This is a genomic window from Streptomyces olivaceoviridis, assembly GCF_014650115.1.
Taxonomy (GTDB): Bacteria; Actinomycetota; Actinomycetes; order Streptomycetales; family Streptomycetaceae; genus Streptomyces; species Streptomyces olivaceoviridis.
This window is the reverse complement of record NZ_BMUI01000045.1, coordinates 1-24,130: the sequence shown is the minus strand read 5'-3', so window position 1 is coordinate 24,130 and position 24,130 is coordinate 1. Positions and strand designations below refer to the sequence as shown.

Genomic DNA, 24,130 nt, shown 5'->3' with positions numbered 1-24,130 from the left:
CCAGCGGCGCGCGGGTAGCGGAAGGCGGGTGGGCGCGCGGTACCCGCACCCGGTCGGGGCGACTCCGTCAGGCGGTGTGGTCGCGGATGCGCCCCAGCAGCGCCCGCAGTTGTGCGCGGTCGTCCGCGTTCAGGGCGGCGGTCGCCTCGGCGAGGGCGAGGCGGTCGATCTCCTCCGCCTCGCGGTGGCAGCGCAGCCCCTCGTCGGTGAGCCGCACCAGGAAGGCGCGCCGGTCCTGTGGGTGGCGTACCCGCTCCACGAGCCCGTCGCGCTCCAGGCTGTCCACGATCGTGGTGGCGGTACGGGCCGCGATGCCCGCTATCTCGCTCAGGTCCCGCATCCGCAGCGGCTTCGGGGCGGAGGCCAGCATGCGCATGGCGCGCAGCCGGGCCACGGAGGCCCCCTTCTCCCTCAACCGGGCCTCCACGAACTGCCGTAGCCGGTACGTCGTCTCGTAGAGCTCGTCGACCAGGATGTCGCTGCTGCCCTGCACTGCCATGGTGCCCAGTCTCCCCTGTCCCGCAGTATGGAAGCCATATGCTGAGTAAGCACATAGTGCGTATGCTCAGCATATGCGCCGACGTCACTCCGTGCTGTCCGCACTGCCCGCCCGCATCAGCCAGCGTCTGGTCGTCCCCGTCGTGTGCGTCAGCGTGACGTTCATCGCGATCGTCGACGGAGCGATCACGACGGTGGCCCTGCCCTCGATCGCCCGTCAGTTCCGGCTGACCACCGCCGCGTTGGACGGGGTGGTCGTCGTCTATCCCGTCTGCCTGGCCATGGCCATACCGGCCTCGGCCTGGCTGGTCGAGCGATTCGGCGGCAAACGCGTCCTGCTGACCGCCCTGGCCGGTTTCCTCGGCTCGTCGCTGCTGTGCGGGGCGGCGGCGGGACTCGGCCAGCTCGTCGTCTACCGTGCCGTACAGGGGTTGTCGGCCGGCGTCCTCTTCCCGGCCTCCACCGCGCTGCTGTTCGGCACGTTCACCTCCGCCGAGCAGGTGCGCATCTCCCGCTACATGATCATTCCGCAGCAGATCGCCCCGGCCGCCGCCCCCGTGCTGGGCGGGCTGCTGGTGGACCACCTGTCCTGGCGGTGGGTCTTCTACGTCAATCTGCCGGTCGGCCTGCCGGCCGTACTGTTCGGCGCCCTGTTCCTGGCCGGCGACCGTGGCGGCCGGCCAGGCCGCTTCGACCTGCCGGGCCTGCTGCTGAGCGCGGGGGCGCTGGGCAGCGCGATGTTCGGCGTCAGCGAGGGACCCAACCGCGGCTGGACCTCCGCCGCCGTCCTCGTCTCCCTCGTCCTCGGCGCGGTGCTGCTGGCCGCCGCCGTCGCCGTCGAACTGCGCACCGCTCACCCCCTGCTGCGGCTCGGGCTGTTCGCCGACCGGCTCTTCCGGGACACCAACCTGATCAATCTGGTCGGCCTTGTCCCCATCATGGGCGCCCTGTACCTGAGCCCTCTCTTCCTCCAGCAGGCCCAGGGCCGTACGGCGCTGGAGTCGGGACTGACCACCTTCCCCGAGGCGTTCGGCGTCCTGCTGACCGTGCAGATCGTCGGCGTCCTGTACGCCAGGGTCGGTCCGCGCCTGATCGTCGGCTGCGGCCTGACCGGGGTCAGCGCGGTGCTGGTGCTCCTCGCCACCTGCGACGCGGACACCGGCGTGTGGACCTTCCGGGGCTACATGTTCCTGTTCGGGGCCGCCATCGGCTGCTTCTTCATACCGACCACGGTCGCCTCCCTGGCCACCGTCGACCGCACGGACCTCGCGCAGGCCACCATGCTGAACACCGTCGTCCGCCAGACCGGCGGCGCGCTGGCGCCGGCCGCGGTGACCACGGCCCTCGTCCTCGGCACCCCGCCGGACACCGGCGCGGCACCACCCGTCAGCGCGTACCAGCACGCGTATCTCGCCCTCGCCGCGATCGCGGCGGCGACGGCGGTCTTCACCTTCACCCTGCCCGACGGCCCGGCCCGCGCCGCCGCCCGCGGCAGCGGGACCGGGACCGACCGGCCCGCTGTCCGCCGTCGCCGACGCGACCGGGTCGGCTAGCGGCTTCGCCGTCGACCCGGAGAACGCCGACCACGTCTTCCTCGCGGTCAACGGCTTCTCCCGGCACTGGACCGAGGGCCCCGGCGCCGGCGTCGGCCACGTCTTCGAGTCCACCGACGGAGGAACCACCTGGAAGGACATCTCCGCCGACCTGCCCGACGTGCCGGCCGACTCCGCGGTCGTCACGCCGAACGGCGGCCTCGCCGTCCCCACCGACCTGGGCGTCGTCTACCGCGCGCCCGGCCGTACCAAGTGGCAGCGGGTCGGCGGCCTCCCGGCCGTCGCCGTGCTCCAGCTGAAGCTGAGCCCCGAAGGCAGGACCCTGTACGCGGCCACCCACGGCCGCGGCATCCACACCATCAAGGTGCGCGACCTCGGCTGACGCGTCCCGCGCGGTGAAGGGGAGGGGTGGCCCGGGGCGTCCGGGGCCGCCCCTCCCGCGCGTACGGGGTGAGCGTCATGTCGGGGACGAACGTGACCCGTGCCGCTCCCGCCACGGAGGGAGTGGCGGACTCGCGAGAAGTTCACGGCAGGCCAGGGCGCCGACGGTGCCGGAACCCAGTGCCGCCTGGCCGGATCAGCCGGCCGCCGGCGTGAGGCAGTCCTCCAGGGCCGTGCGCTGTGCGTCCGGGAGGTGATCACCGAGGGGCGTCTTGCGGGGGCTGTGTTCGCCCGCGCAGATCCAGGCGCGCTCGTCCTCGTCGTACGACCAGGTGGCGGCTCCCCACATGGGGTGCCCCTGAAGGAGCCGGCGGGCCAGGGCCCCACAGTCGTCCGGGGCGCCTTGGGCGATCAGCGCCTGCCGCACCCGGGCGACGGCTCCGGCCGGGACGTCCGTGTCGCCCAGGACGGGCAGCAACAGCAGAAGCCGGGCGTGCGGATCGGTCACTCCCTCCCCGTCCCCCGGGGCGTCGAGCAGCGCGGCGAGTTCGGGCCAGCACAGGCCGGGGCCGATGCGGTCCTCGTCCGTGCTGGAGAGGACCAGGCCGTCGGTCCGCCAGTCGGGATGGACGATGAAGTAGTCGGTGGACGTGTACTCCTCGCCGCTGTTGTAGTGCACGAGGATGCCGTGCCCGCCCGCGAGCGGGATCCGGAACGCCGGCCGGGCAGCCTTGTCACCCAAGCGCTCCAGCATGCCTTCGGCGTCCGCCGGGTCCACGCCGAAGGACTCCACCAGCGCTCCGTCGTACAGGTCGACCGGATGGGCGGCCCAGAACTCCGGTTCCGCCAGCAACGGCAGACCGTCCACCACGGGAGAAGAGGCGTACCAGCGCCGTGCCATCACCACCGTTCGGTGTTACCGGCTCACCTCGGGAGCCAGCAGGACGGCGATTCCGCCTGCGTGCGCGACGGCGTCGCTGACCCGCGGGTTGAAGAAGGCCGCGACCGCGCCACGGTGGTGGGGGCTGACGACCAGCAGGTCCGCCTTGAAGTCCTCCACCGCGGCGGAGATGGCGGCGGGCACCTGGTTCGTCAGGCTGTGCGCCAGCTGCCCCTCGGCCTCGACACCGAGGTCGCGGAGGGTGGCCAGGGCCTCCTCCAGGATCGCCTCGCCCTGTGCTTCTTCCTCCAGCTTCACGACGGTGTCGCCGGCGACCATGGAGGGCACGACGTGCAGCACGTGGACCGTCGCGTTCGCCGGGCGGGCCAGCTCACCGGCCATCTGGAGTGCCGTCTTCCGGGCGGCGCTGGGGTCGATGGCCACCAGGATGCGTTCGAACACGGAGTTCTTCCTCTCTGCGACCGCTGCGGCCGGGGCTCGGGCGGTGTGGTGACGGTAGGGCGAGGAGGGTGGACAGACCCCCACGGCGACAATATGACTGGTCGTCTTAGAAGTCAACATCAACTTTGACAACCGTAAGCCGACCGGCCATATTGAGTGCCATGCCTCAGGTGAGCGTCAGGGGAAAGCTGATCGAACACGCGGAGACCGTGTTCCGTCGTCAGGGCTTCAACGGCGCCAGCGTCGCGGACATCACCCATGCCGCGGGTGTGCCCAAGGGCTCCTTCTACAACCACTTCAAGAGCAAGCAGGAACTCGCCGCCGAGATCGTCCGCCGCTACAGCCGCGGGACGGATGTGAGCATGCTCGCCGCCGAGGGCCTGTCGGCGGTGGAGCGGCTGCGCGCACACTTCGCCGCCCAGGACTCGCGCACCATTTCCACCGGCGTCGAGTACGGATGCCTGCTGATGACCATGGCGAGCGAGGGACCCATGGTCGGCGAGGAGGTCGGCACGGTCGTATGCCGCAGCATCGCCGCGTGGGTCGGCGAGCTGGCCCCGGTGATCGAGGAGGGGCAGCGGTCGGGGGAGATCACGTCCCGGGAACCCGCGTGTGACCTCGCCGCCTTCCTGATCGACGCCTTCGAGGGCGCGAGCCTGCGCGGCAAGGCGACGCGGGACGAGAGCGCGGCCATGCGCTCCCTCGACCTGGCCCTCAACGCGATCAGAGCGTGACAGCCGCGTTCTTCCGGTGAACGGGGCGATCGGCACCACCGCACCGGTGCCCGCTCGACCGGCAGGGGGCGCGCTTCGTCCGCCCAGGAGCGCACGGCAGGCGTCCTGTTGGCGCAGTGTGCGCAGCGCGTGCGACCGGCCGGCCTCTTCATGGCCCACGGCCCGCACGCCGTACGGCAGTTGGTGACGCTGCGCCGGCTGCCGTCCGCTCCGGCGGGCAGTCGAGGCTGAACTACGGCCCGCGACGGGACGCCCGGCACCCGCGGGACGGCCGGATCCGCCAGCCGTCCGTGCCCTGGGGCGAACGAGGTGCCGGCCGCCGGCAGTTCGCCGAGGCGCACGCGGGCAAGGCCGGTGCTGCCGTGGGCTCCACCGTCAGGAGGCGTGGACGGGTTCGGGAGACGTCTTCACCAGGCCGGCCCGCTGCCAGTCGGCCACCTGCTCCAGGAGCAGCCGGCGAACCGCCGGGACGTCGGCGTTCCACGCGCTCCCGAGCACCGCGGCGGCGGCCTGGACGTCCCCACCGTGCAGTCGCAGGGCGATCCACATGGCGCAAGCCTCGGGCGCGTAGACGTGGGGAGCGCCGTGGGGCGACAGCAACGTGAGCACCCCGTCCTCGGCGATGCCCGCCGTCACACCAGCTTCGATCACGATGTTCACGTCGTCACGAGTCCCTCTCCGGCGGCGCTTGCGGAAAGCACGCCTCATGTGCCCGAAGCCGCTTCGCTCACGTTCCCCCCTAGGAGCTCATGACACCTGGGTCCGCCGTGGACGAGGCACCAACGTGCAACTCTCCTGCCCGAACCGTCAGGACCGGGCATGCGGCGACACCTCTGCCGGCTGTTTCAGAAGCCGGTGAGGGTGATCTTGCCGATGGCGGTGCCGGATTCCATGATGCCGTGGGTCTCCCGCAGATTCGCCGCGTTGACGGGGCCCAGGTCCCGGGTCGCGGTGCTGACCATGACACCGGCGTCCACGAGGCGGGCCACCTGGGTGAGGATCTCGCCCTGCCGGTCCATGTCCACGGTCCGGAACAGGGAGCGGGTGAACATGAACTCCCAGTGGAAGCCGATGCTCTTCGGCTTCAGCAGGCCGACGGGCAGGTCCTCGACGTCGTCGATCGCGACGATCTGCCCGAACGGGTTGAGGGCCTCGGCGTAGGCCGCCAGGTCGCGGTCGGTCCCCGCGGTGCTGAAGACATGGTCGATGCCGTTGGGGGCCACCTCCGCGAGCTGCGGCAGCAACGCCTGGTGGTGGTCCACGACGTGGTGGGCGCCCATGCGGCGGGCGAAGTCGACCGTCTCCGGCCGGGACGCCGTCCCGATCACCGTCAGATCGGTGAGCCCGCGGGCCAGTTGACCGACCACGGCTCCGACACCGCCGGCCGCCGCCGTCACCAGCAGGGAACCCGTCTCGTCGATCAGGTCGTGGTGCAGTCCCATCCGCTCGAACAGACCTTCCCACGCGGTGAGCGAGGTCAGGGGCAGCGACGCGGCCTCGGTGAAGGTCAGCGTGGTCGGCTTCAGGGCGGCGAGACGCTCGTCGACCGCGTGGTACTCGGAGTTGGCACCCGGCCGGTCGAGTGCTCCGGCGTAGAACACCTCGTCGCCGGGCCTGAAGTTCTCCACCTGGGAGCCGGTCGCGACGACCGTGCCGGCGGCGTCCCAGCCCAGCACGCGCTCACGGCCGTTCGGGTCCTGGTTCTTGCGGACCTTGTGGTCGACCGGGTTGACGGCGACGGCCTCGACCTGGACGAGGAGGTCCCGGGGGCCGGGTTCGGGCACGGGCAGCCTGACGTCGAGGAGGCTCTCGTCGTCGGTCACCGGCAGGGACGCGCGGTAGGCGACGGCGCGCATGGTGGTGGTCATGTCGCAGGGTTCTCCTGGTCGGATGGGTCGTGATGAGGGCGGGGGCCGTTCGGACGGCCCCGGACTCTGCGGCTCGGTACCGAGCACGCCGCCGTGCACCGGAGCGCCGCGGTGGTGCCCGTCCCGACCGGGTCCACCGCGGCGGAGGTGCGCCGGCGGGTCAGGACACCGCGACGTCTTCGAGCCGGACCAAGACGACGAGCGGCTCGGGGACCTTGTTGCCGTTGTCGTCGCGGCTGTAGATCATCCGTGTGGTGGGGACGACCAGTCCGGAGACTTCCTGGTGGCCGGAGACGTAGTGCGCGGCGGGGGTGTTGCCGGCGATCTCCACGCTGTAGTCGCGTCGGCGGATCAGGCCCTGCGCGTCGACGTACACGGTCTGCTCGGTGCTGAGGGTGGCGATGCTGTCGGGGAAGGTGATGTGCAGGCGCCGGAACTTCTCCCCGTCCTCCGTCCACGGGCCGATCTCCTCCGTACGCACGCCGGGGTAGGTGAGCGAGAGCGGCTCGGCGAGATACGTCCACATGGCGCTGCCGGAGAAGTAGGCGAGCTGGAGCCTCGTCCACGGCGTCATCAGGTCGTGGCCGGCGAAGGAGGCGCGGGGATCGGTCAGTTCCTCGACCACGTTGCCGTCGGAGTCCTCCACCGCCACGCGGTCGGCGGAGAACGCGGTGTGGTGGTCGGGGTGGAAGAACGGCTTCTGGGTGACGTACTGGCGGCGCAGGTCGACGGTGACGTCGACGTCGTCGAGGGCGCCGGGGTGGCCCTTCATGCCCCACAGGGCGCCGCCGAAGAACTGCCGGGCGGTGATCCGGCGGGCCTCTTCCCAGCGGGTGCGCCCGCCGTAGGCGTCGAAGATGGTGCTGAGCAGGTCGGACATGGTGTTCTCCTGATGAGGTGGCGGGGATCAGCCGAGGAAGGCGTTGACGTCCTCGGCGGCTTCGGCGGGGTACTGGAACAGCGAGGCGTGGGCGGCGTCGGGGTAGATCCGGATCCGCGCGTCCGGGATCAGGCCGGCCATCAGGTAGCTGTTCTTCGTGGGGATCATCAGGTCGTCGTCGCCCTGGATGATGAGCGTGGGGCACTGGATGCCGGTGAGGCGCTGCAAGGCGGAGTGGTCGGGGATGCCCCACTCCAGTACGGCGTCGTACTGGGCGTCGCGTGAGGCGAGGCTGCTGGGCACGTCCCGGCCCTCGGTGCGGGCCGTGAACCGGCCGAGGAACTCCACGCCCTTGGCCTGGCCGGTCTCGGTGTGGGCGAAGAAGATGTGGAGCAGGTCCTCGCCGGTGGGCACCTCGGCGCGGGCGTGCGTCTCGATGTCCCCCCGCCAGCCGTGCATGCCGGGGGCGCCCTTGGGGCCGGTTCCGGCGAGGACGAGACGGCGGACCAGGCGGGGCCTGACCAGCGCGATGTCCTGGGCGGCGAAGCCGCCGATGGAGAAGCCGAGCAGGTCGATCTGTTCCAGGCCGAGGGCGGCGGTGAAGGTGATGATCTGCTGTGCCATCTGCGCGACGGTGGTGGCGGGGGCGCCGGTGGAGGAGGCGACGCCGGGGTAGTCGACCAGGACGACCTCGCGTTCGGCGGCGAGTGCGTCGACGAGGGCGGGGTCCCAGTTGTCGAGGTTGCCGGTGAAGTGCTGGAGCATGACGAGGGGCACCTCGCCGCCGGAGCCGAGCCGGCGGTAGGCGTAGCGGACACCGTCGGCCTCGACGAACTGCGTAGGAGCGGTGTGGTGGGTGACAGCGGACATGTCTCTCCTGCCGGAACGGGATCGGAATCCTGGGGGTGGTGAAGCCGGGGCGGCTTTCCGCGGGCTCGCCGTCCGTTCCGGAGCGGGCCACGCGCTGCCCGCGCACAGCATGCGGAACGGGGAGTGGAAACTTTGTGGTGTCACAGGACCCCCTCCAGGTGTGCGTCGGCTCGGCCGGGCAGCGGCCGTGCCACGGGCGGCGCGGACCGACGGGAGTGCACGTACGAGCGTCGCGGAGCGGCTGGACGGTCCGCTTCCCCCGGACCGTCGAGCTCGGCCGCGTAGGCCAGTACCAGGTCGTGCGCGCCGTACCGGTCACGGCCCCGGACCTCCAGCAGACGGGCGCGCACCAGCTCACCGGCAGCCGTGGCCGCCGCGTCCCGCGAGATACCGGCCGCACTCGCCAGGCCGGCCGTGCTCACGTCGGAGGCCCGGTGCAGGGGCAGCAGCCGGAAGAGCCGCTTGGCCTCGGCACCGAGCGTCCGGTAGGACCAGGAGAAGACACCGCGCACGGCGTTGGCGCTGTCCTCCTCGTCGAAGCCGCCGAGACCGCCCTGCGCGGCGGCCAGTTCGGCGGCCAGCCGGGTCAGCGGCTGCTCGGGGCGGCTCGCCGCGCGGGCGGCCACGAGGGCCAGGGCGAGCGGCAGCCGGCCGCAGCGCGCCACGATCTCCTCGACGACGGCCACGTCGACGTCGGTCCGCGCGGGGCCGACACGTCGGAGGAAGCACGCCGTCGCCTCGGCCACCGAGGGCAGGTCCAGGGAGAGCAGCCGTGCTCCGTGTGCGGCGGCCAGACCGATCAGCCGGCTCCGGCCGGTCACCACGACCATGCACTCGGAGGTTCCGGGCAGCAGTGGTCGCACCTGGTCCGCGTCGAACGCGTTGTCGAGCACCACGAGCACGCGACGCCCGGACAGGACGCTGCGGAAGAGCGCCGACCGGGCCGCCGGGGAGGCGGGGATACGGTGCCGGTCCACGCCCAGGGCTTCCAGGAACCCGTGCAGCACCTCACCCGGATCCGCGGGGTCACCGTGCGCCGCGAAGCCGCCCAGATCCGTGTAGAGCTGCCCGTCGGGGAAGTCCGCCGCCACGCGGTGGGCGAAGTGGACCGTCAGCGCGGTCTTGCCGACCCCGGGGATGCCGTCGACAGCCACGACGCGCAGGCCGTCGCCGACCCGGTGCGCGGTGTCCAGCGCCTGGTCGAGGGCTCGCTCGCGTCCGGTGAAGAAGGGCAGGTCCGGCGGTAGCTGGGCCGGTTCGATCCACGGCGGCCCGGATCGCGGAGGCGGGGCGGCGGGCGGTGCCGCGGACCCGGTGGACGCCGGCACCCGTGCCTCCGGCGGACTGCCACGCAGCACGCTCTGGTGGGCGGCCCGCAGTTCCGCGCCGGGATCGACCCCGAGTTCGTCCGACAGCCGGGCCCTGACGGTCTGGTACAGCATGATCGCTTCCGCCTGCTTGCCGTCCGCGGCCAGCACGAGCAGCAGGGACGCCTGGAGCGCTTCGTCGAGCGGGCAGCGGTCGGCGGCCTGCCGCACGGAGAGCAGCACGGAGCCGGCCCGGCCGCAGCCCAGGGCCGCGGTGGCCGCCTCGCACACGACCGGAGCGTATTCGTGTTCCACCATGGCGAAGGCCGGGTGCACCGCGGTGACGGCGCCCAGGTCCTCCGCGCAGTGGCCCTGCCACAGGTCCAGCGCCTCCAGATACATGTCGACGACCGCCGGGAGGTCACCCGTGGCGGCCGTGGCGCGGGCCTGCCGGACGAGGTCGCGGAACCTGAGCAGGTCCAGACCGTCCGCGTCGACACGCAGCAGGTAGCTCCCCGCCTGCCGGACGAGCCACCGGCCGGACGACCTGACCGGCAGCCCCGGTTCGAGCAGCCGCCGCAGCGAGCCGACGTACCGGTGGACCGCGTTCACCGCGCTGACCGGCGGGTCACCGTCCCACAGCAGGCCGATGAGTTCCGTCAGCGGGACGGGCCGTCCCGCGCCCGCCAGCAGCGCCGCGAGGAGCAGGCGTTGCTGGCGCGGGCCGAGCGGGAGTTCCTCCTCGGCCCGCCAGGCCCGCACCGGGCCCAGCAGCGTGAAACGTACCGCTGGTACCGGACCCTGTTCTCCGCCGATGCGTCGACGCGGTGTCATTGTCACGGGCATCGAGGCGTCCTCCTTTCACCGTCCGGACGCCGAAAAGGTAGGTGCGGGCCCGCTGGGCGGTCATCAGTCGGTTGACTCACCGGGGTGAACGGCACCCGGCCCCCCGCCGTCGGGGCCGCCGCACCACCCGTGACGACCCAGCGACCCGTGCCCCGGGCGGGCCGGCGGGCACGCCGCCCCGCCCCCGTCACGGCCGGGAGGGAAGGGTGTCCCGCCTCGCGCCGCGGGGACGGGTGGTCATTCGACTGATGCGTCCGGCCGGGAGAGCGGCGAACCTGGGGCGGGGCGGCCGGCGACGCGCCGGCCGCCCCGCCCCACCACTGGTACACGGCCGAGGAGGACGGAGAGGGAATGAACGTTGCGGAGGAACTCGTGGAGGACGTGGACCTGCTGGTGGTGGGTGGCGGCAAGGCCGGCAAGACGCTCGCCATGGACACCGCGCGGGCCGGCGGCAGGGTGGTCATGGTGGAGCGGGGCATGATCGGCGGCACCTGTATCAACGTCGCCTGTATCCCCACCAAGACGCTGGTGACCAGTGCCCGGCTGGCCCGCAGGGCCGGCAGCGCCGAGTCGCTGGGGCTGCGGCTGGGGACGCCGCAGGTGGATCTGGAGCTGCTGCGCGCGCACAAGGACGGCGTCGTCTCCGACATGGTCGAGCTCAACCACCGGCAGTTCCTGGACAGCGGCATGGACTTCGTCCTGGGCACCGCGCGCTTCGTGGCGGAGCGCACGGTGGAGATCCACCTCAACGACGGAGGCCGCCGTGTCGTACGCGGCACCGACGTGGTGATCAACACGGGGACGACGCCGCACATCGCGAACATCCCCGGACTCGCCGAGGCGGAGCCGCTGACCAGCGAGAGCATCATGGACCTGCGCCGTGTCCCGGACCGGCTCCTGGTCCTCGGCGGCGGTTACGTGGGACTGGAGTTCGCCCACATGTTCGCCGCGTTCGGCAGCCGGGTGACGGTCCTGGAACGCGGCCCCCACCTGCTGCGGAGCGAGGACCGCGATATCGCCACGGCCCTGGCGGCATACCTCCGGGAGGACGGCGTCGAACTGATCACCGACGTCGCGGTGAAGGAAGTGGTCCGGGAGCGGCAGACGGTGCGGGTGCTGCTGGAGGACGGGCGGACCCTGACCGCCGACGACATCCTCGCGGCGACCGGCCGGGACCCCGTCACGCGCGACCTCGGCCTGGAGGCGGCGGGGGTCCGGACCGACGACCGCGGGTTCGTACGGGTGGACGACAGGCTCGCGACCGACGCCCCGCACACCTGGGCGGTGGGCGACGTGGCCGGCAGCCCGCAGTTCACCCACGTGTCGCTGGACGACTACCGCATCGTCAAGGCCAACATCGCCGGCGGTTCCCGCAGTACGGCCGGCCGGCTGGTGCCCCGGAACCTGTTCACCGACCCGGAACTCGCCCGCGTCGGCCTCACCGAGGAGCAGGCCCGCGCCACGGGCCGTTCCATCAGGGTCGCGAAGCTGCCGGTCAAGGCCATCCCGCGGGCGCGCACACTGCGGGAGACGCGGGGTCTGTGGAAGGCGGTGGTCGACCGGGACACCGAGCAGATCCTCGGTGCGGCCCTGCTCGGCCCCGAATCGGCGGAGGTGCTGTCCGTGGTGCAGACGGCCATGTGGGCCGAGATGCCGTTCACCCGTCTGCGGGACGGGATGATCGCGCACCCGACCATGGCGGAGGGACTCAACGCGCTGTTCGCCTCCTGGGCGGACTGAGCAGCCGCGCCGCTCCCCGCATCGCATCGCCGACAGCGACCGAGAACTCTTCGGTCGCTGTCGGCGTGCCGGGCAATCGTGCACGTCACAGGCGTCCGGACGGGGCATCAGGGACCCAAGCGACCCAACTTCCGGATACACCGCGTGGCCCGCGTCGGCCTCGCGCGTCCTGCCGTGAGCCACGGCCCGGTCAGGACTGGTAGTTCTCCACCTGGGACTGCGGCCGTACCCGCGCCCCGTCGGGGTCCTCCCCGAACTCGGCCCTGGCCCGCCGCTGCCGCAGCAGGTCCCAGCACTGGTCCAACTCCCGTTCGAGCGCGCCGAGTCGGTCGCGCTCCGCGGCGCGGTCCGCGCCGGCCCCGGCGAGGGCGTCCCGCAGTCTGCGTTCCTCGTCCGCCATCTCCGTGATCCGGTGCAGGACGCGCTGGTCGGTTCCCATGGGTGTGGTCTCCTGGTTCATCGGGGGTGTGCGGCCTGCCCGCTGCCGCGTCGAACGCGGTCGGGTGACGACATGTCACCCGACGCAGGCCCGACGCGGCAGCGGGCCGCCTCGCCCCCGATTCTCCCCTTCCCCCCGTCCTCGGTGATCTGTCGATCGACTTACCGGCTCGGACGGAAGCCGTCGGTGGGGTGACCCGGGACCGTCCATGACGCATGGCCGTTGACCTGGGCCACCTCTGCCTGGGTCAGCTCCTTGTAGCCATGCGCGATCTTCTCGGCCTCGTCGGCGGGCAGCGGACCCCCGTGCTCCGCGGCGCGCGCGATGATCGCCTCCGGTCCCAGTTCCCGGTTGCCCAGCACGATCGCGTTGACCAGCGGGCGGCGCATCTCGTCGTAGCGGCGCAGCGCGGCTTCGGGGTCGCTCTCCCGGGCCAGGCACCAGGCGAGCACCCGGCCGTCGACGATGGACTGGGACCCGCCGTTCATGCCCATCGGGAACATCGGGTGTGCGGCGTCGCCGAGCAGGGTGACCCGTCCGAAGCTCCACCGCGGCAACGGGTCCCGGTCGAGCATGGGGTACTCGAAGACAGCCGAGGACCGCTCGGCCAGCGCCTCCAGGTCGATCCAGGGCAGGCTCCAGCCCGCCAGGCCGGCGCGGGCCTCGGCCGGCGTGATACGGCGGTTCGAGCGGTCCAGCGCTTCGGCGGAGCGCGTGTGCCGCACCTCCAGCACCCAGTTCATCAGGGCTTCGCCGCCCTCGGTCGCCGGGTCGTCGATCGGGTAGGCGACGAATTTCTCGCCGGGTGTGCCGCCGGCCACCACGATCGAACGGCCGTCGAGGATGTGCGGGAACGGCGCGATCCCGCGCCACATGTGCACGCCGTTCCAGTGGGAGGGCCCCTCACCGGGGTACAGCTGGGCGCGGACGGCGGAGTCGATGCCGTCGGAACCGATCAGCAGGTCGGCGTCCTCCGTCGTCGGCTCACCGCTCGCCCGGTCCAGGAAGCGGGTCCGGATGCCGTCGGCCGTCTCCTCGAAGCGCTGGAACAGCAGGCCGGTGCGGACGGCGTCCGGCCCCAGGCGCTCGCGCACCGCCGCCAGCAGCATCATGTGCAGCCGCCCCCGGTGCACGGAGTACTGCGGCCAGGCGTAACCGGCCGCGCGTCCGAGCGGCTCCTCCCACACGGGTGCGCCGGACCGGTCGTGGTAGCTCAGCCGCTGCGGGGGCAGCGCGATGGCGGCGAGTTCGTCGGCCAGGCCGAGTTCGGCGAGTTCCCGGACGGCGTGCGGCAGCAGGTTGATCCCCACGCCGACGGCCTCGATGGTCCGTGCCGCCTCCCGGACCCGCGGCTGGAATCCGGCGGCGTGCAGGCTCAGGGCGCAGGTCAGGCCGGCTATGCCCCCACCCACGATGCTGATTCTCATCGGCCTGTCCCCGTCCCGAACATGTGTGAGGGCGGGTATGTGTCGGTGGAGTGCATGTGTGTGATCATAGCCGAGCGCAAGCATGTGCAGTGGCCGGTCATTTGCTCGGTAGTGCACACGTGTTGACCGCATACATGTCGCCCGGATGTGGGTGCCCGATGGGTGAGTCCCGCCGCCAACAGCGCGCTCTGCAACTGCCGCGGGGCCAGACGCCCCACCGACCTCGGGTGCCCCTGGAGGAGGCGGGCGTCTGGGGCGGGCTCGGCGAGCAGGAACGGCGGGCCCTCAGGCGACGTTCGGCCCGCCAAGCACTCCGACGCGTGCCCCCGGAGGGTGACCCGGTCCGGCCGCCCGTCGGAACACCGCCCCTCCGCTCGCCCCGGCGACACCTTCCCGCATGGTCAAATGCCCGATGCCCCGGCCCCGGTCCGTCATCACACTCGACGGCATACGTTGCTCCCCGCCGAGCGGGAAGCAGGGCCCCGGCGAAGGAGCCGACATGTACATCGACGCACCGAACCACGTCGTCGACGCCCCCAACGGCGTCAGATACGCCTATCGGCGCTGCGGTCCCTCCGGCCCCCCACCGCCGCTGCTCATGCTCCCCCACTTCCGCGGCGTCCTGGACAGCTGGGACCCGGCACTGGTCAACGCCCTGGCGGCGGAACGCGACGTCATCGCCTTCGACAACGCCGGGGTCGGTCTGAGCACCGGCCGCACCCCCCGCACCATCGCGGAAACGGCCGTGGACACCCTCGCCTTCATGGACGCCGTCGGGATACGGCAGGCGGACCTGCTGGGCTTCTCGATGGGGGGCTACACGGCCCAGGAACTGGCCCTGCTGCGCCCCGCCGCCGTCCGCCGCCTGGTGCTGGCGGCCACCGCCCCGCGCGGCGGCCCGGGGATCCTCGGCCGGCCGGACGACTTCTTCGCCCGCGCCGACGTCGACCAGCCGAGCCTGGAGGACTACCTGTACCTCTTCTTCCATCACACCGAGTCCAGTCAGCGCAGCGGCCTGGAGTTCCTGGGCAGGCACATCGAGCGGGAGCACGACCGGGACCTGCCGGCCGGCCGAGTGGCCCGGCAGGCGCAGTACGAGGCGATGACCGAGTGGGGCGTCCCGGACCACGGCGCTCTGCAGAGGCTCCCCGCGATCAGACAACCCGCGCTGGTGGTGCACGGGGACAACGACCTCGTCACCCCGCCCGGCGCGTCCCGCCTGCTCGCGGGCCTGCTGCCCGACGCACGGGTGAGAACGTATCCCGACGCCGGTCACGGCTTCCTGTTCCAGCACCACGAGGAGGTCGCGCGGGACGTGCTGGCCTTCCTGGCCGAAGCGCCCTGAAGCCCGGCCGATACGAGTCGACCGACTGATGCGTCGCCCGCCCGCCGTCAGGCACCATACGAGCGCCGGCAGGGGCAACCGTCCTCCGGCGTGGGAGGAACCTTGTCGTTGGTGGGCCGTACGTCCGAGTCGCACGCTCTCGAAGCGCTGCTGGTCGAGGCGGAGAACGAAGGTGCAGCGCTGCTGCTGCAAGGCGACCCCGGGGTGGGGAAGACAGCGCTGCTGGACGCCGTGACCGCCCGTGCCCGGGCGGGCGGACTGCGCGTGCTCCAGGTCGTCGGAGTCGAGAGCGAACAGGAACTCGCGTTCTCCGCGCTGCACCAGCTCCTCTATCCGCTGTTCGATCACCTCGCGGCGCTGCCGGCCTTCCAGAGCGGTGTGCTGGAGCAGGCGCTCTCCATCCGTGAGGGCTCGGCGCCGGGACGCTTCGCCATCTCGGCGGCGGCGCTGGCGCTCCTCCAGTCCGCGTCCAAGCGGTGGCCACTGTGCGTGGTGGTGGACGACGTGCACTGGATCGACCGCTCCAGCGCCGAGGTGCTGACGTTCATCACCCGCAGGCTCGGCAGTTGCCGGGCGGCCTTCATCATGGCCGCGCGCAGCGGAGCGCACGGCTTCCTCGACCCCACGGGTCTGCACGTGCTCGACGTCGGTCCGCTGTCGGCCCCCGACGCGCTGGTGCTGCTCGACAGCAGTCACCCGGGGCTGGCCGAGACGACCAGGCGGCGCCTGCTGGACGAGGCCGAAGGCAACCCGCTCGCCCTGGTGGAGCTGCCGAGCCGGCTCACCGACGCCCAGCGGGACGGCGCCGAAGCCCTGCCGACCAACCTGCCGCTCAACAGCCGGCTGGAGAGCGTGTTCGCCGACCGCATCCGGCGGCTCGGCTCCGTGGCACGTTTCGCCCTGTTGCTGACCGCCCTGGACGGAGAGCGCCCCGGAAATCTGGGTGACATCCGGGCCGCCTTCGACGCCGGGGGCGAGGAGTGGGACGACGGTCTGCTGGAGACGAGCGAGCGCACCGGACTGGTCCGTATCGACCACGTCGCGGAGCAGGTCACCTTCCGGCATCCTCTGGTCCGCTCCTGTGTGGTGCACATGTCCCCGGCCGGACGCCGCCGAGCCGCGCACCGTGCGCTGGCCGAGGTGCTGAAGGCCGAGCCGGAGCGACGTGCCCTGCACCTCGCCCACGCCGCGGACGACCCCGACGAGGCGGTCGCCGTCGAACTCACCCGTGCCGCGGAGCGGGCCATGGCCCGTGGCGGCGCCGCGGAGGCCGCCACGGCGTACCGCCGTGCCGCCGAACTCAGCCAGGACTCCACCGAACGCGTCCGCCGCCTGGAGCAGGCCGCGTTCGCCGCCGGCATCGCCGGTCTCCTGGGAACGGCCCACGAACTGGCCGGCCAGACCGCGGAATCGCTGCGGGGCGCGGCAGCCGCGGGCTACGTGCAGTTCCACCGGGAGGGAGACATCGACGCGGTCTACCGCATCCTGCCCCCCGCCATGGAGGCGGCGCGCGGCAGCACCGCCCCGAAGGACGTGGACGCGTTCGACGACGCGTTCTACGTCCTGCTCAACGCGGCGGTGTGGGGAGGCCGTGCGGAACTGTGGCCGCCCGTGTACCGCGCGCTCGACCGGATCTCCGACTCCGCGCGCATGTGCTTCGACTGCGTCGCCGATCCCGCGCGGACCGCTCATGACGTGCGGGAACGACTGGACAGGGCGACGGCCGCGCTGTCTTGCGACACGCCCCTGTGGCGCGTCAACTGGCTGATCTACACGGCCATGTACCTCGACTGCTTCACGTACTACGACGGTGTGTGGCGGGAGGCCGTCGGGCACAGCGCGTACGACGGCCTGCGCTTCGGCGTGGTCGCCCGCGCCCACGAGGCGTTCATGCGGGGTGAATGGGACAAGATCCAGGCGATCGCGTCCCAGGGCTTCGCGGACGCCACCGAGCACGAGTACAACCTCATCCACATCATCTTCACGTACGGACTGGCCATGGTGGCGTCCGGCCGCGGGGACGAGGAGGCGCTGCGCCGGCACTGCGACACCATCACCGCGTGGGCCCAGCCGCGCCGCATGCAGCTGCTGATGTCCACGGTGAACGAGACCTGGGCCCGCGCCGCGGTCGGCCGCGGCGACTTCGAGGAGGCATACCTGCTGACCTCCGCGCTGACCCCGCCGGGAGAACTGCCCTCGCACTTCCCGCATTTCTCACGGGTGTTCCTGGACCTCGTGGAGTCCGCGATGCGCACCGGCAGAACCGCGGAGGCCCGCGCCCATGTCGAGGCGGGCCGGCAGGCACGTCTGGACGCCATCTCACCGCACCACGCGCTCATCCTCGCCGCGGCTGCCTCGGTCGCCGCGCCCGACGACGAGGCGGGCGCGGCGTACGAGGCTGCCCTCGCGGTGCCGGACGCCTCCCTGTGGACCTTCGAACACGCCCGTGTCCGGCTGTGGTACGGCGAGTGGCTCCGCCGGCGTCGGGAGTACACGGCCGCGCGCGTCCAGTTGAGCGTGGCGCTGGAACTGTTCGAGCAGCAGTTGAAGGCCCCGCTCTGGGCACAGCGCGCGCGGGACGAGCTCCGCGCGGCCGGCGTGGGCGTCGGGGTCGCCGACGCCAGGGCCGGGGTGAGGATGAGCGCGCAGGAGCGCCGCATCGCGGAACTCGCGGCGAGCGGCCTGTCCAACAAGGAGATCGGCCGGCAGCTCAACATCTCGCCCCGCACCGCCGGCGCCCACCTCTACCGGGTGTTCCCCAAGCTGGGCATCACCTCCCGGGCCGCCCTGCGCGACGCGCTGAGGGCCTTCGACGAAGCCAACGCCATGTGACGCCCGCACCGCCGGCGCCCCTGCGGGCCACGGGTCAGGCGGACAGGAAGCGGTTGATCTCGTGGGCGAAGTCGTCGGGGTGCTGGAAGAGGAAGCCGTGCCCGGCGTCGCTGTAGAGGATCACCTTGGCGTGGGGGAGCTTCTGTGACATCGCGTAGCTGGCGTAGGCGTGGATCATGACGTCGTGGGCGCCGTTGGCGACCAGGACCGGCAGGGTCAGTTCCTCCTGCCGGTGCCAGAAACCCTTGAAGGAGCCGATGGCACCGAGCTGGCCGCGTACCGCCTCCGGGCCGACGACCGCCTGCGAGTCCTTCAGCCGGTACTCCAGGCGCTCCAGGGACGCCCGCCCCGCGGCGGTCGCCTCCTCGGTCTCGGGGAAGAACAGGTACAGGAAGTCCTCGGCGACGTTGACCGGCTTGCTCATGGTCTGCCGGGTGCGGGCCGGGGGCGGCGGCAGGTCCGGCACACCGCCCGCCGAACTGCCCGCCACCACCAGGTGACGGACGATCTCCGGATCCGCCAGTGCCACGCCCTGGGCGACGATGCCGCCCATGGACCAGCCCAGCACGTCGATGTCCGTCAGGCCGAGCGCGTGGAGGAAGGCCAGCGAGCCCTCCACCATGTCCTCCATGGAGGCGGGCGGGTTGCCGGTGGAGAGGTTGACGCCCCGGTTGTCGAAGACGATGACCTCCCGCCCGGCGGCCAGCGGTTCCAGGAAGGCGGGGTCCCAGTGGTCGATGGTGCCGCGCAGCCGCATGTGCATCACCAGCGGACGGCCGCCCGCCCGGCCGAACCTGCGGTAGGCGAAACGCTCCCCCGAAGGTCCCTCGACGTAACGGGTCTCGGCCGCATCGGCCACGTAAGCGGACATACCAAGGACTCCTGTTCAGGAAGGACGGGCGCCCCGACGCGCCTGAGCACATGCGCGTCACCGACCGGGCGACTTCAGTGTCACCAGTCCTTGTGGAAACTTTGTGGCCCCGGACTCGACCCCGTCGCCTCGCGGGGCGGCAGGCCGTACTGCTCCGCCCGTGCGGGGCGGGACGTGTCCACCGCCTCGCCCGCGGCCGGCAGCTCGGAGGCCGCGCGCCGCTCCCGCGCGGTCGCGCCGAGCGTGCCGAACAGCTCCCGGGCCCGCTGGAGACCGCGCGTCCAGCACCCGGTGCCGGCGGCGCAGCCACTCACCGAAGGCGAGACGCGCGCGTGCCGACTCGTAGCGCAGGGCGTCGTCCTGCTCGGCGAGCGTGGCCGAGAAGTGCCCGGGTTCCGGGCTCCGCTGTGTTCCGGCTTCGACGGGATCGCGGCGCGTTCGACACCGTGCCTCGACGGCCATCGGCCGGCGGTACGGTTCTCACGGCGTGGCTTGACGGCCGGCGGTGCGCGGTGCGGCTCTCACAGCGCGCCGTTGCGGATGGCGTAGGCCACCGCCTGCGTCCGGTTGCGCAGGCCCCACCGGGTGATGACATCGTGCAGCACGTTCTTGATCGTGCGCTCCGAGTAGTTGAGGCGTGCCGCCACCCCCGCGGTGCTCAGCCCCTCGGCCAGCAGCCGCAGGACGTCCACCTCCCGGGCGGACAGGTCCGACGAACCCGGCTGGTGCCCGGGCAGCGAGCGCAGCCGCTCGACCAGCGCGCGCACCAGGGTGGGCGGCAGCGGCGACTCCCCGCGCAGAGCCCTGCGGCTCGCCCGCACGATGTCGGCGTGACCGACCTCGCCGCGCAGCAGCACACCCACCACGCCGCGGTCGACCGCGTACAACAGGTGCCGCTCGCTGATCGAGTCCACCACCAGCAGCACCGGCACTCCCCGCCCCTGGTCCGGCCCGGCGGCCTCCTCGGCACGTTTGAGCGTCGCCAGGGAGACCTCGTGGGCCAGTACCACCGCCACGTCGGCAACGTGCCGGTCCTCCCAGGGCACCACGCGCACACCCGACGCCCCACGGAGGCAGGCCCGCGCGCCCTCCTCCGTCAGCACGTCGCTCGCCGTCAGGGTGAGCGTCACCGGGAGGGCGTCCCGGTCCTCACCCCCTCCCGGGGCCCGCATCGCCGGCGCGTCCGGCACGGACGTCACACGCAGCCGGCCGGCAGCCGGCCCCGGACGCTCCCGCACCGGTGCCTCGACGGCACTTCGTGTCATGTGTGATCACCGAGTTCCTGCGACGCGCGGTCGAGTTCCCGTCGGGAGCCGATGCCCAGCCGTGGAAACACCTTGTACAGATGGGAAGCCAGCGTCCGTGGCGAGATGGCCAGCCGGTCCGCGATCTCCTGGTGGGACAGCCCGCGGGCGGCCATCCGGACGATCCGCCCGCAGTTCGGCACGCGCGGACTCCTGCCAGGGGATGGCTCCCAGCCGGGTGAACAGGTCGTAGGCGTACCGCAGTTGACTCTGCGCCGCCGCCGTCTCCCGTTGCCGCTTCGGCCATGTCCCGTGGTCGAGGGCGAGTCTGCCACGCGCGAAGGGGCGGGAGGCCGCCGTGGCCGCCTCGGCGGCGGCGCGGATCAGCGCCCCCGTGTCGTCCCGGCCGTCGTGGGCGGCCAGAAGCGTGCTCTTGCCGAGGCCGGCCTCGCCCCGCACCGCCACCGCGGCCCCCTGGCCCTGCGCGGCCCGGCCGAGGGCGCGCCGGCAGGTGTCGAGGTCACCGCCCCCGCCCGCCATGTCGGCGTGCCGGGCGCCGTCCGACACCGAGGGGGTGCGCGGCGCGGCACGGAGATCCACCGTCGACCGGTGGACACCCGGGGCACGAGTCGACGCGGGCCGCCCGCCGAGGGCAGCGGGAAACGGGTCGTCGCCTCCGTGGCGTGCCGTACCGCCGTCGCCGAACGGGGGCGCGCTCACGGCGCGCGCGCCGCAGAGGGGGGTGTCCGGCTCCATGCCGTATCTCCGGTTCGTTCGATGGCGTGTTCCACTGTCCGCCCGTGCCGGCTCCGGGCGGCCCGGCGGTGTGCCCGGGTGGCCCGCACCGCCGGGTCGCGGAGTGGGCCACCGTGGCGTCGGCGGTGACTACTTGGCGAGGAAGGTGAGGAGGGCGTCGTTGACTTCCTCGGCGTGGGTCCACAGCAGGCCGTGGGGGGCGCCGTCGATCTCGACGTAGTCGGCGTGCGGGAGGGCCTTGTGGAAGGGACGGGCGGTGGAGTCGATGGGCAGGATGTTGTCGGCGGTGCCGTGGAGGATGAGGGCGGGGACGTCGATCTCGGGGATGTCGGCGCGGAAGTCGGTGGGCCAGGTGAGGGGGGCGGCCCAGGCGGCGTGGGCGCTGCCGTTGGCGGCGACGTTCCAGCTGTTGCGGACGACTTCTTCGCTGATGCGGGTGCCGAGGTTGTCGGAGAGGTTGTAGAAGTCGTTGTAGAAGGAGGTGTAGTAGGCGTAGCGGTCGTTCTTGGCGGTGTCGGAGACGCCTTGGAAGAAGGCCTGGTCGGCGGCGCCGTCGGGGTTGTCGTCGGTCTTGAGGAGGAAGGGTTCGAGGGAGGCGAGGAAGGCGGCCCGGGCGATGCGGGCGGAGCCGTAGGTGGCCAGGTAGCGGGCGACCTCGCCGGTGCCCATGGAGAAGCCGACGAGGGTGGCGCCGTGGAGGTCGAGGGTTTCGATGAGGGTGTTGAGGTCGGCGGCGAAGGTGTCGTAGTCGTAGCCGGTGGTGGGCTGGCTGGACTGGCCGAAGCCGCGGCGGTCGTAGGTGATGACGCGGTGGCCCGCGGCGAGGAGGGCGGTGGTCTGCTTCTCCCAGGAGTGGCCGTCGAGGGGGTAGCCGTGGATGAGGACGACGGGTCGGCCGGTGCCGTGGTCCTCGTAGTAGAGCTCGATGTCGGTGGTGTTCTCCTGGCCGACGGTGATGTAGGGCATGGTGGTGGCCTTTCGGGTGTGGGGCGGTGCGAGGGAACCGCACGCCGGGCGACGAACCCACCGTCTCCCGGCAGCGGGCACGGCCGAATCCGTCTATTGACTTATCTCTCGGACCCCCGGCCCACATCGCGGCCCGCGCAGCAGGCCGGCGATACGTGTCCGACCCTCGCGGTGCCAGGGGTGTCTCCCGCCGGCGAGGACGGACTTCGGCCGCGTCGACGCGTCGCCGGGGCCGTCGGTGGCGGCCCCGGTACGGCCCGGGAGCCCTGGGTCGGTCACATGACCTATGCCGCTCCCCGCTGACCGGTGTCGCTCCCCGCCACTCCTTCGCCGCGTCCGGCTCGGCCGGCTTCACCCCGGCCCGGCGGCCGGCCCGGAATCACACCGGCGCAACGGTCACCGCGAGCGGGGGAGCGGTCGGCGACGGCGACGGGAACGACCGTGACGATAGGCTCGGCCCATGGCCGCACCCGACACCGACCCGCCCGCGCCACCCCGCCGTACGCGCAACCCGGAACTGCACCGCCGAGCCATTCTGGAGGCCGCCTCACAGGCCTTCGCCGAGCGCGGCTACCACCGGGCCACCCTGCGGGACATCGCCCGGCGCGCCGGCGTCACCCACGGATCGGTGCTGCGCCATTTCGGCTCCAAGGAGAGCCTGTTCCTCGCGGCCGTCCCGGGCACCCGGGACGTCGACGCCCTGGCCGAGGACACCCGGGAACCACTCGCGGCGCGCATCGCCCGCGGCTACGTACACCGCTTGGAGAGCGCCGACGGCAACGACACGTTCGTGGCGCTGCTGCGCAGCGCCGCCGACGACACCGGCAGCGCCGCCGCCCTGTACGTGGCGATGCAGGAACGCACCGACGAGGTGTACCGCCGGCTCCTGGACGAGCACGACCTGCGGCACCGGCTGCCGTTCGTCGCCGCCCTGCTCGTCGGCGTCACGTTCAGCCGGTACGTCGTGCGCGCCGGAGCCCTGGCGGACATGAGCGCGGAACAACTGACCGCGGACCTCACCGCTTCCCTCGACGCCCTGCTCCACGGGGATTCCGGCGCCGAGAACCCGCCCGTCGGGCAGGGCCGGGGACGGTGACGGCCGGACGGCCCGGCCTCACTTCAGGTGCCGGTCCAGGAACCGGCAGCCGTCCTCCAGTTCGAACCACGGGGTGCCGGTGTGCCCGCCCGGATTGGCGTGCAGCGTCTTCTCCTTGCTGCCGAAGGCGTCGAACAGGTCCAGGGCCCGTTGCCGGGGGTTCCCCTCGTCGTCCCATTGCAGCAGGAACAGCAGCGGAATGGTGACCTGCCGGGCCTCCTCGCGCTGGGCGCGGGGCACGTATCCCCCGGCGAAGAAGCCCGCGGCCGTGATGCGCGGCTCGACCACCGCCAGCCGGATGCCGAGGGCGGTCCACCCCCCGGAGTACCCGACCGGGCCGCCGATCCCGGGCAGTTCGAGGAGGGCGTCCAGAGTGGTCCGCCATTCCGGGACCGCGTTCTCGACCAACGGGCCGATGAAGGACTCCAGGATCTCGTCGACCGGTTCGCCGGCCCGCATCGCCCGCCGGAGGTCGGCACGGGCCTGTTCGTCGGCGGCGGAACGGGGACGGTCACCGCACCCGGCGGCGTCGATGGTGGCCACCGCGTAGCCGCGCGCCGCGGTGTACCGGGCCCGGGCCACCAGCCGGGGTTCCGCCTTGGGCAGGCCGTTGTTGTGGGCCATCAGCACCAGCGGGGCCGGTGCGGATCCAGACGTCCACAGGGTGCCGGGGATCTCGCCGAGGGTGAATGCGCGCTCGACGACTCCGTCGTCGAGGCGCTGTTCGGAGGTGAAGTGCACGGTCGTGCCTTTCGGGAGGCTCTGGAACGGCGCTCCCGGACGACCTATCGCCCGACCGTGACCCCGGAGGGGAGCACCCATGTCGATACGTTCACGGGTACCACCTCCTCGTTCCTTCGCACGGCCTCCGGGAGGCTAGCAACGGTCGCCGTGGTCCGCCAAAGGGTTTTCACGGGTTCAGGCCCAGTGGCTTCGCTGGAGCACCGCGGGCGGCCGGCCCGGCATCCGGTGACCTGTGGGGCAGCGTCAGGCCCCGGGGCGCTGGGGGCAGGCGTACGCGCGGGGTACGGGAACGGCCCGGCACCGCGGGTGCGGTGCCGGGCCGTGGCGCGTGGAGTCAGTGGCGGTCGGCGGTGGTACGGCCGTAGCGCCGCTGGAAGCGTTCCACCCGGCC

At 72.4% G+C, this 24,130-nt stretch carries 22 protein-coding genes and 1 pseudogene; 7 read left to right on the top strand and 16 right to left on the bottom strand.

Going from position 1 to position 24,130, the window contains the following annotated elements:
* Positions 1–67 precede the first annotated feature (67 nt).
* A complete protein-coding gene (locus IE273_RS40205; RefSeq protein ID WP_189820054.1) occupies positions 68–499 on the bottom strand; it encodes a MarR family winged helix-turn-helix transcriptional regulator in 432 nt (143 codons plus the stop codon).
* Positions 500–590: 91 nt separating this feature from the next.
* Here IE273_RS40205 and IE273_RS40200 point away from each other — a divergent pair, with 91 nt between their 5' ends.
* Together IE273_RS40200 and IE273_RS40195 are read left to right on the top strand one after the other, a co-directional pair.
* Positions 591–2,051 (top strand): DHA2 family efflux MFS transporter permease subunit, encoded by a 1,461-nt coding sequence (locus IE273_RS40200; RefSeq protein ID WP_189820073.1) that lies wholly within the window; start codon positions 591–593, stop codon positions 2,049–2,051.
* A pseudogene (locus IE273_RS40195) lies at positions 2,050–2,433 on the top strand (glycosyl hydrolase); the annotation flags it as partial. The gene IE273_RS40200 and the pseudogene IE273_RS40195, both read left to right, overlap by 2 nt.
* 195 nt (positions 2,434–2,628) lie before the next feature.
* Here the strand turns inward: IE273_RS40195 and IE273_RS40190 are convergent.
* The gene (locus IE273_RS40190) at positions 2,629–3,339 is read right to left on the bottom strand and encodes a hypothetical protein (protein WP_189820053.1); all 711 of its coding nucleotides are present in this window, start codon (positions 3,337–3,339) and stop codon (positions 2,629–2,631) included.
* Positions 3,340–3,348: 9 nt separating this feature from the next.
* Complete coding sequence (locus tag IE273_RS40185; protein ID WP_189820052.1) at positions 3,349–3,774, bottom strand: universal stress protein; 426 nt, start codon at positions 3,772–3,774, stop codon at positions 3,349–3,351.
* A 161-nt stretch (positions 3,775–3,935) separates the two neighbouring features.
* Between IE273_RS40185 and IE273_RS40180 the strand changes: the two genes are divergently transcribed.
* The gene (locus IE273_RS40180; RefSeq protein ID WP_373309489.1) at positions 3,936–4,508 is read left to right on the top strand and encodes a TetR/AcrR family transcriptional regulator; all 573 of its coding nucleotides are present in this window, start codon (positions 3,936–3,938) and stop codon (positions 4,506–4,508) included.
* 375 nt (positions 4,509–4,883) lie between these two features.
* Here IE273_RS40180 and IE273_RS40175 read toward each other — a convergent pair whose 3' ends face one another.
* The 5 genes from IE273_RS40175 to IE273_RS40155 all read right to left on the bottom strand — a co-directional run bounded on the left by IE273_RS40175 (position 4,884) and on the right by IE273_RS40155 (position 10,279).
* The gene (locus tag IE273_RS40175; RefSeq protein WP_189820050.1) at positions 4,884–5,168 is read right to left on the bottom strand and encodes a hypothetical protein; all 285 of its coding nucleotides are present in this window, start codon (positions 5,166–5,168) and stop codon (positions 4,884–4,886) included.
* Between the two features lie 185 nt (positions 5,169–5,353).
* Positions 5,354–6,376 (bottom strand): zinc-binding alcohol dehydrogenase family protein, encoded by a 1,023-nt coding sequence (locus IE273_RS40170; RefSeq protein WP_189820049.1) that lies wholly within the window; start codon positions 6,374–6,376, stop codon positions 5,354–5,356.
* A gap of 160 nt (positions 6,377–6,536) precedes the next feature.
* Entirely contained in the window at positions 6,537–7,256 is a 720-nt protein-coding gene (locus IE273_RS40165; RefSeq protein ID WP_189820048.1) for a hypothetical protein, read from the bottom strand.
* A 27-nt stretch (positions 7,257–7,283) separates the two neighbouring features.
* Entirely contained in the window at positions 7,284–8,126 is an 843-nt protein-coding gene (locus IE273_RS40160; protein ID WP_189820047.1) for an alpha/beta fold hydrolase, read from the bottom strand.
* 140 nt (positions 8,127–8,266) lie between these two features.
* On the bottom strand, positions 8,267–10,279 hold the full coding sequence (locus IE273_RS40155) for an AfsR/SARP family transcriptional regulator (protein ID WP_189820046.1): 2,013 nt from the start codon (positions 10,277–10,279) through the stop codon (positions 8,267–8,269).
* Between the two features lie 351 nt (positions 10,280–10,630).
* Here IE273_RS40155 and IE273_RS40150 point away from each other — a divergent pair, with 351 nt between their 5' ends.
* On the top strand, positions 10,631–12,019 hold the full coding sequence (locus IE273_RS40150; RefSeq protein ID WP_189820045.1) for a dihydrolipoyl dehydrogenase family protein: 1,389 nt from the start codon (positions 10,631–10,633) through the stop codon (positions 12,017–12,019).
* A gap of 190 nt (positions 12,020–12,209) precedes the next feature.
* On the opposite strand, the gene IE273_RS40145 is transcribed toward IE273_RS40150, so the two are convergent.
* Positions 12,210–12,458 carry a DUF2630 family protein gene (locus IE273_RS40145; RefSeq protein WP_189820044.1) on the bottom strand — a complete coding sequence of 83 codons (249 nt, stop codon included), beginning with the start codon at positions 12,456–12,458 and terminating at the stop codon, positions 12,210–12,212.
* A gap of 161 nt (positions 12,459–12,619) precedes the next feature.
* Entirely contained in the window at positions 12,620–13,885 is a 1,266-nt protein-coding gene (locus IE273_RS40140; RefSeq protein WP_189820043.1) for a flavin-dependent oxidoreductase, read from the bottom strand.
* A gap of 499 nt (positions 13,886–14,384) precedes the next feature.
* Between IE273_RS40140 and IE273_RS40135 the strand changes: the two genes are divergently transcribed.
* Complete coding sequence (locus IE273_RS40135) at positions 14,385–15,230, top strand: alpha/beta fold hydrolase (RefSeq protein WP_189820042.1); 846 nt, start codon at positions 14,385–14,387, stop codon at positions 15,228–15,230.
* Positions 15,231–15,341: 111 nt separating this feature from the next.
* A complete protein-coding gene (locus tag IE273_RS40130; RefSeq protein ID WP_229888067.1) occupies positions 15,342–18,062 on the top strand; it encodes an AAA family ATPase in 2,721 nt (906 codons plus the stop codon).
* A 34-nt stretch (positions 18,063–18,096) separates the two neighbouring features.
* Here the strand turns inward: IE273_RS40130 and IE273_RS40125 are convergent, their stop codons facing one another.
* From IE273_RS40125 to IE273_RS40105, 5 genes are all read right to left on the bottom strand, one after another.
* Positions 18,097–18,933 carry an alpha/beta fold hydrolase gene (locus IE273_RS40125; protein WP_189820041.1) on the bottom strand — a complete coding sequence of 279 codons (837 nt, stop codon included), beginning with the start codon at positions 18,931–18,933 and terminating at the stop codon, positions 18,097–18,099.
* An 80-nt stretch (positions 18,934–19,013) separates the two neighbouring features.
* Positions 19,014–19,247 (bottom strand): hypothetical protein, encoded by a 234-nt coding sequence (locus IE273_RS44390; protein ID WP_229888066.1) that lies wholly within the window; start codon positions 19,245–19,247, stop codon positions 19,014–19,016.
* A 207-nt stretch (positions 19,248–19,454) separates the two neighbouring features.
* On the bottom strand, positions 19,455–20,198 hold the full coding sequence (locus IE273_RS40115) for a helix-turn-helix transcriptional regulator (protein ID WP_189820040.1): 744 nt from the start codon (positions 20,196–20,198) through the stop codon (positions 19,455–19,457).
* Positions 20,195–20,380: a helix-turn-helix domain-containing protein gene (locus tag IE273_RS44385; RefSeq protein ID WP_229888065.1), complete on the bottom strand. Its 186-nt coding sequence runs from the start codon at positions 20,378–20,380 to the stop codon at positions 20,195–20,197. Before IE273_RS44385 ends, IE273_RS40115 begins: the two co-directional genes overlap by 4 nt.
* 682 nt (positions 20,381–21,062) lie before the next feature.
* Positions 21,063–21,899: an alpha/beta fold hydrolase gene (locus IE273_RS40105; RefSeq protein WP_189820039.1), complete on the bottom strand. Its 837-nt coding sequence runs from the start codon at positions 21,897–21,899 to the stop codon at positions 21,063–21,065.
* 460 nt (positions 21,900–22,359) lie between these two features.
* On the opposite strand from IE273_RS40105, the gene IE273_RS40100 reads away from it, so the two are divergent.
* On the top strand, positions 22,360–22,995 hold the full coding sequence (locus tag IE273_RS40100) for a TetR/AcrR family transcriptional regulator (protein ID WP_189820038.1): 636 nt from the start codon (positions 22,360–22,362) through the stop codon (positions 22,993–22,995).
* An 18-nt stretch (positions 22,996–23,013) separates the two neighbouring features.
* Here the strand turns inward: IE273_RS40100 and IE273_RS40095 are convergent, their stop codons facing one another.
* Positions 23,014–23,736: a dienelactone hydrolase family protein gene (locus IE273_RS40095; RefSeq protein ID WP_189820037.1), complete on the bottom strand. Its 723-nt coding sequence runs from the start codon at positions 23,734–23,736 to the stop codon at positions 23,014–23,016.
* Positions 23,737–24,130: the final 394 nt, after the last annotated feature.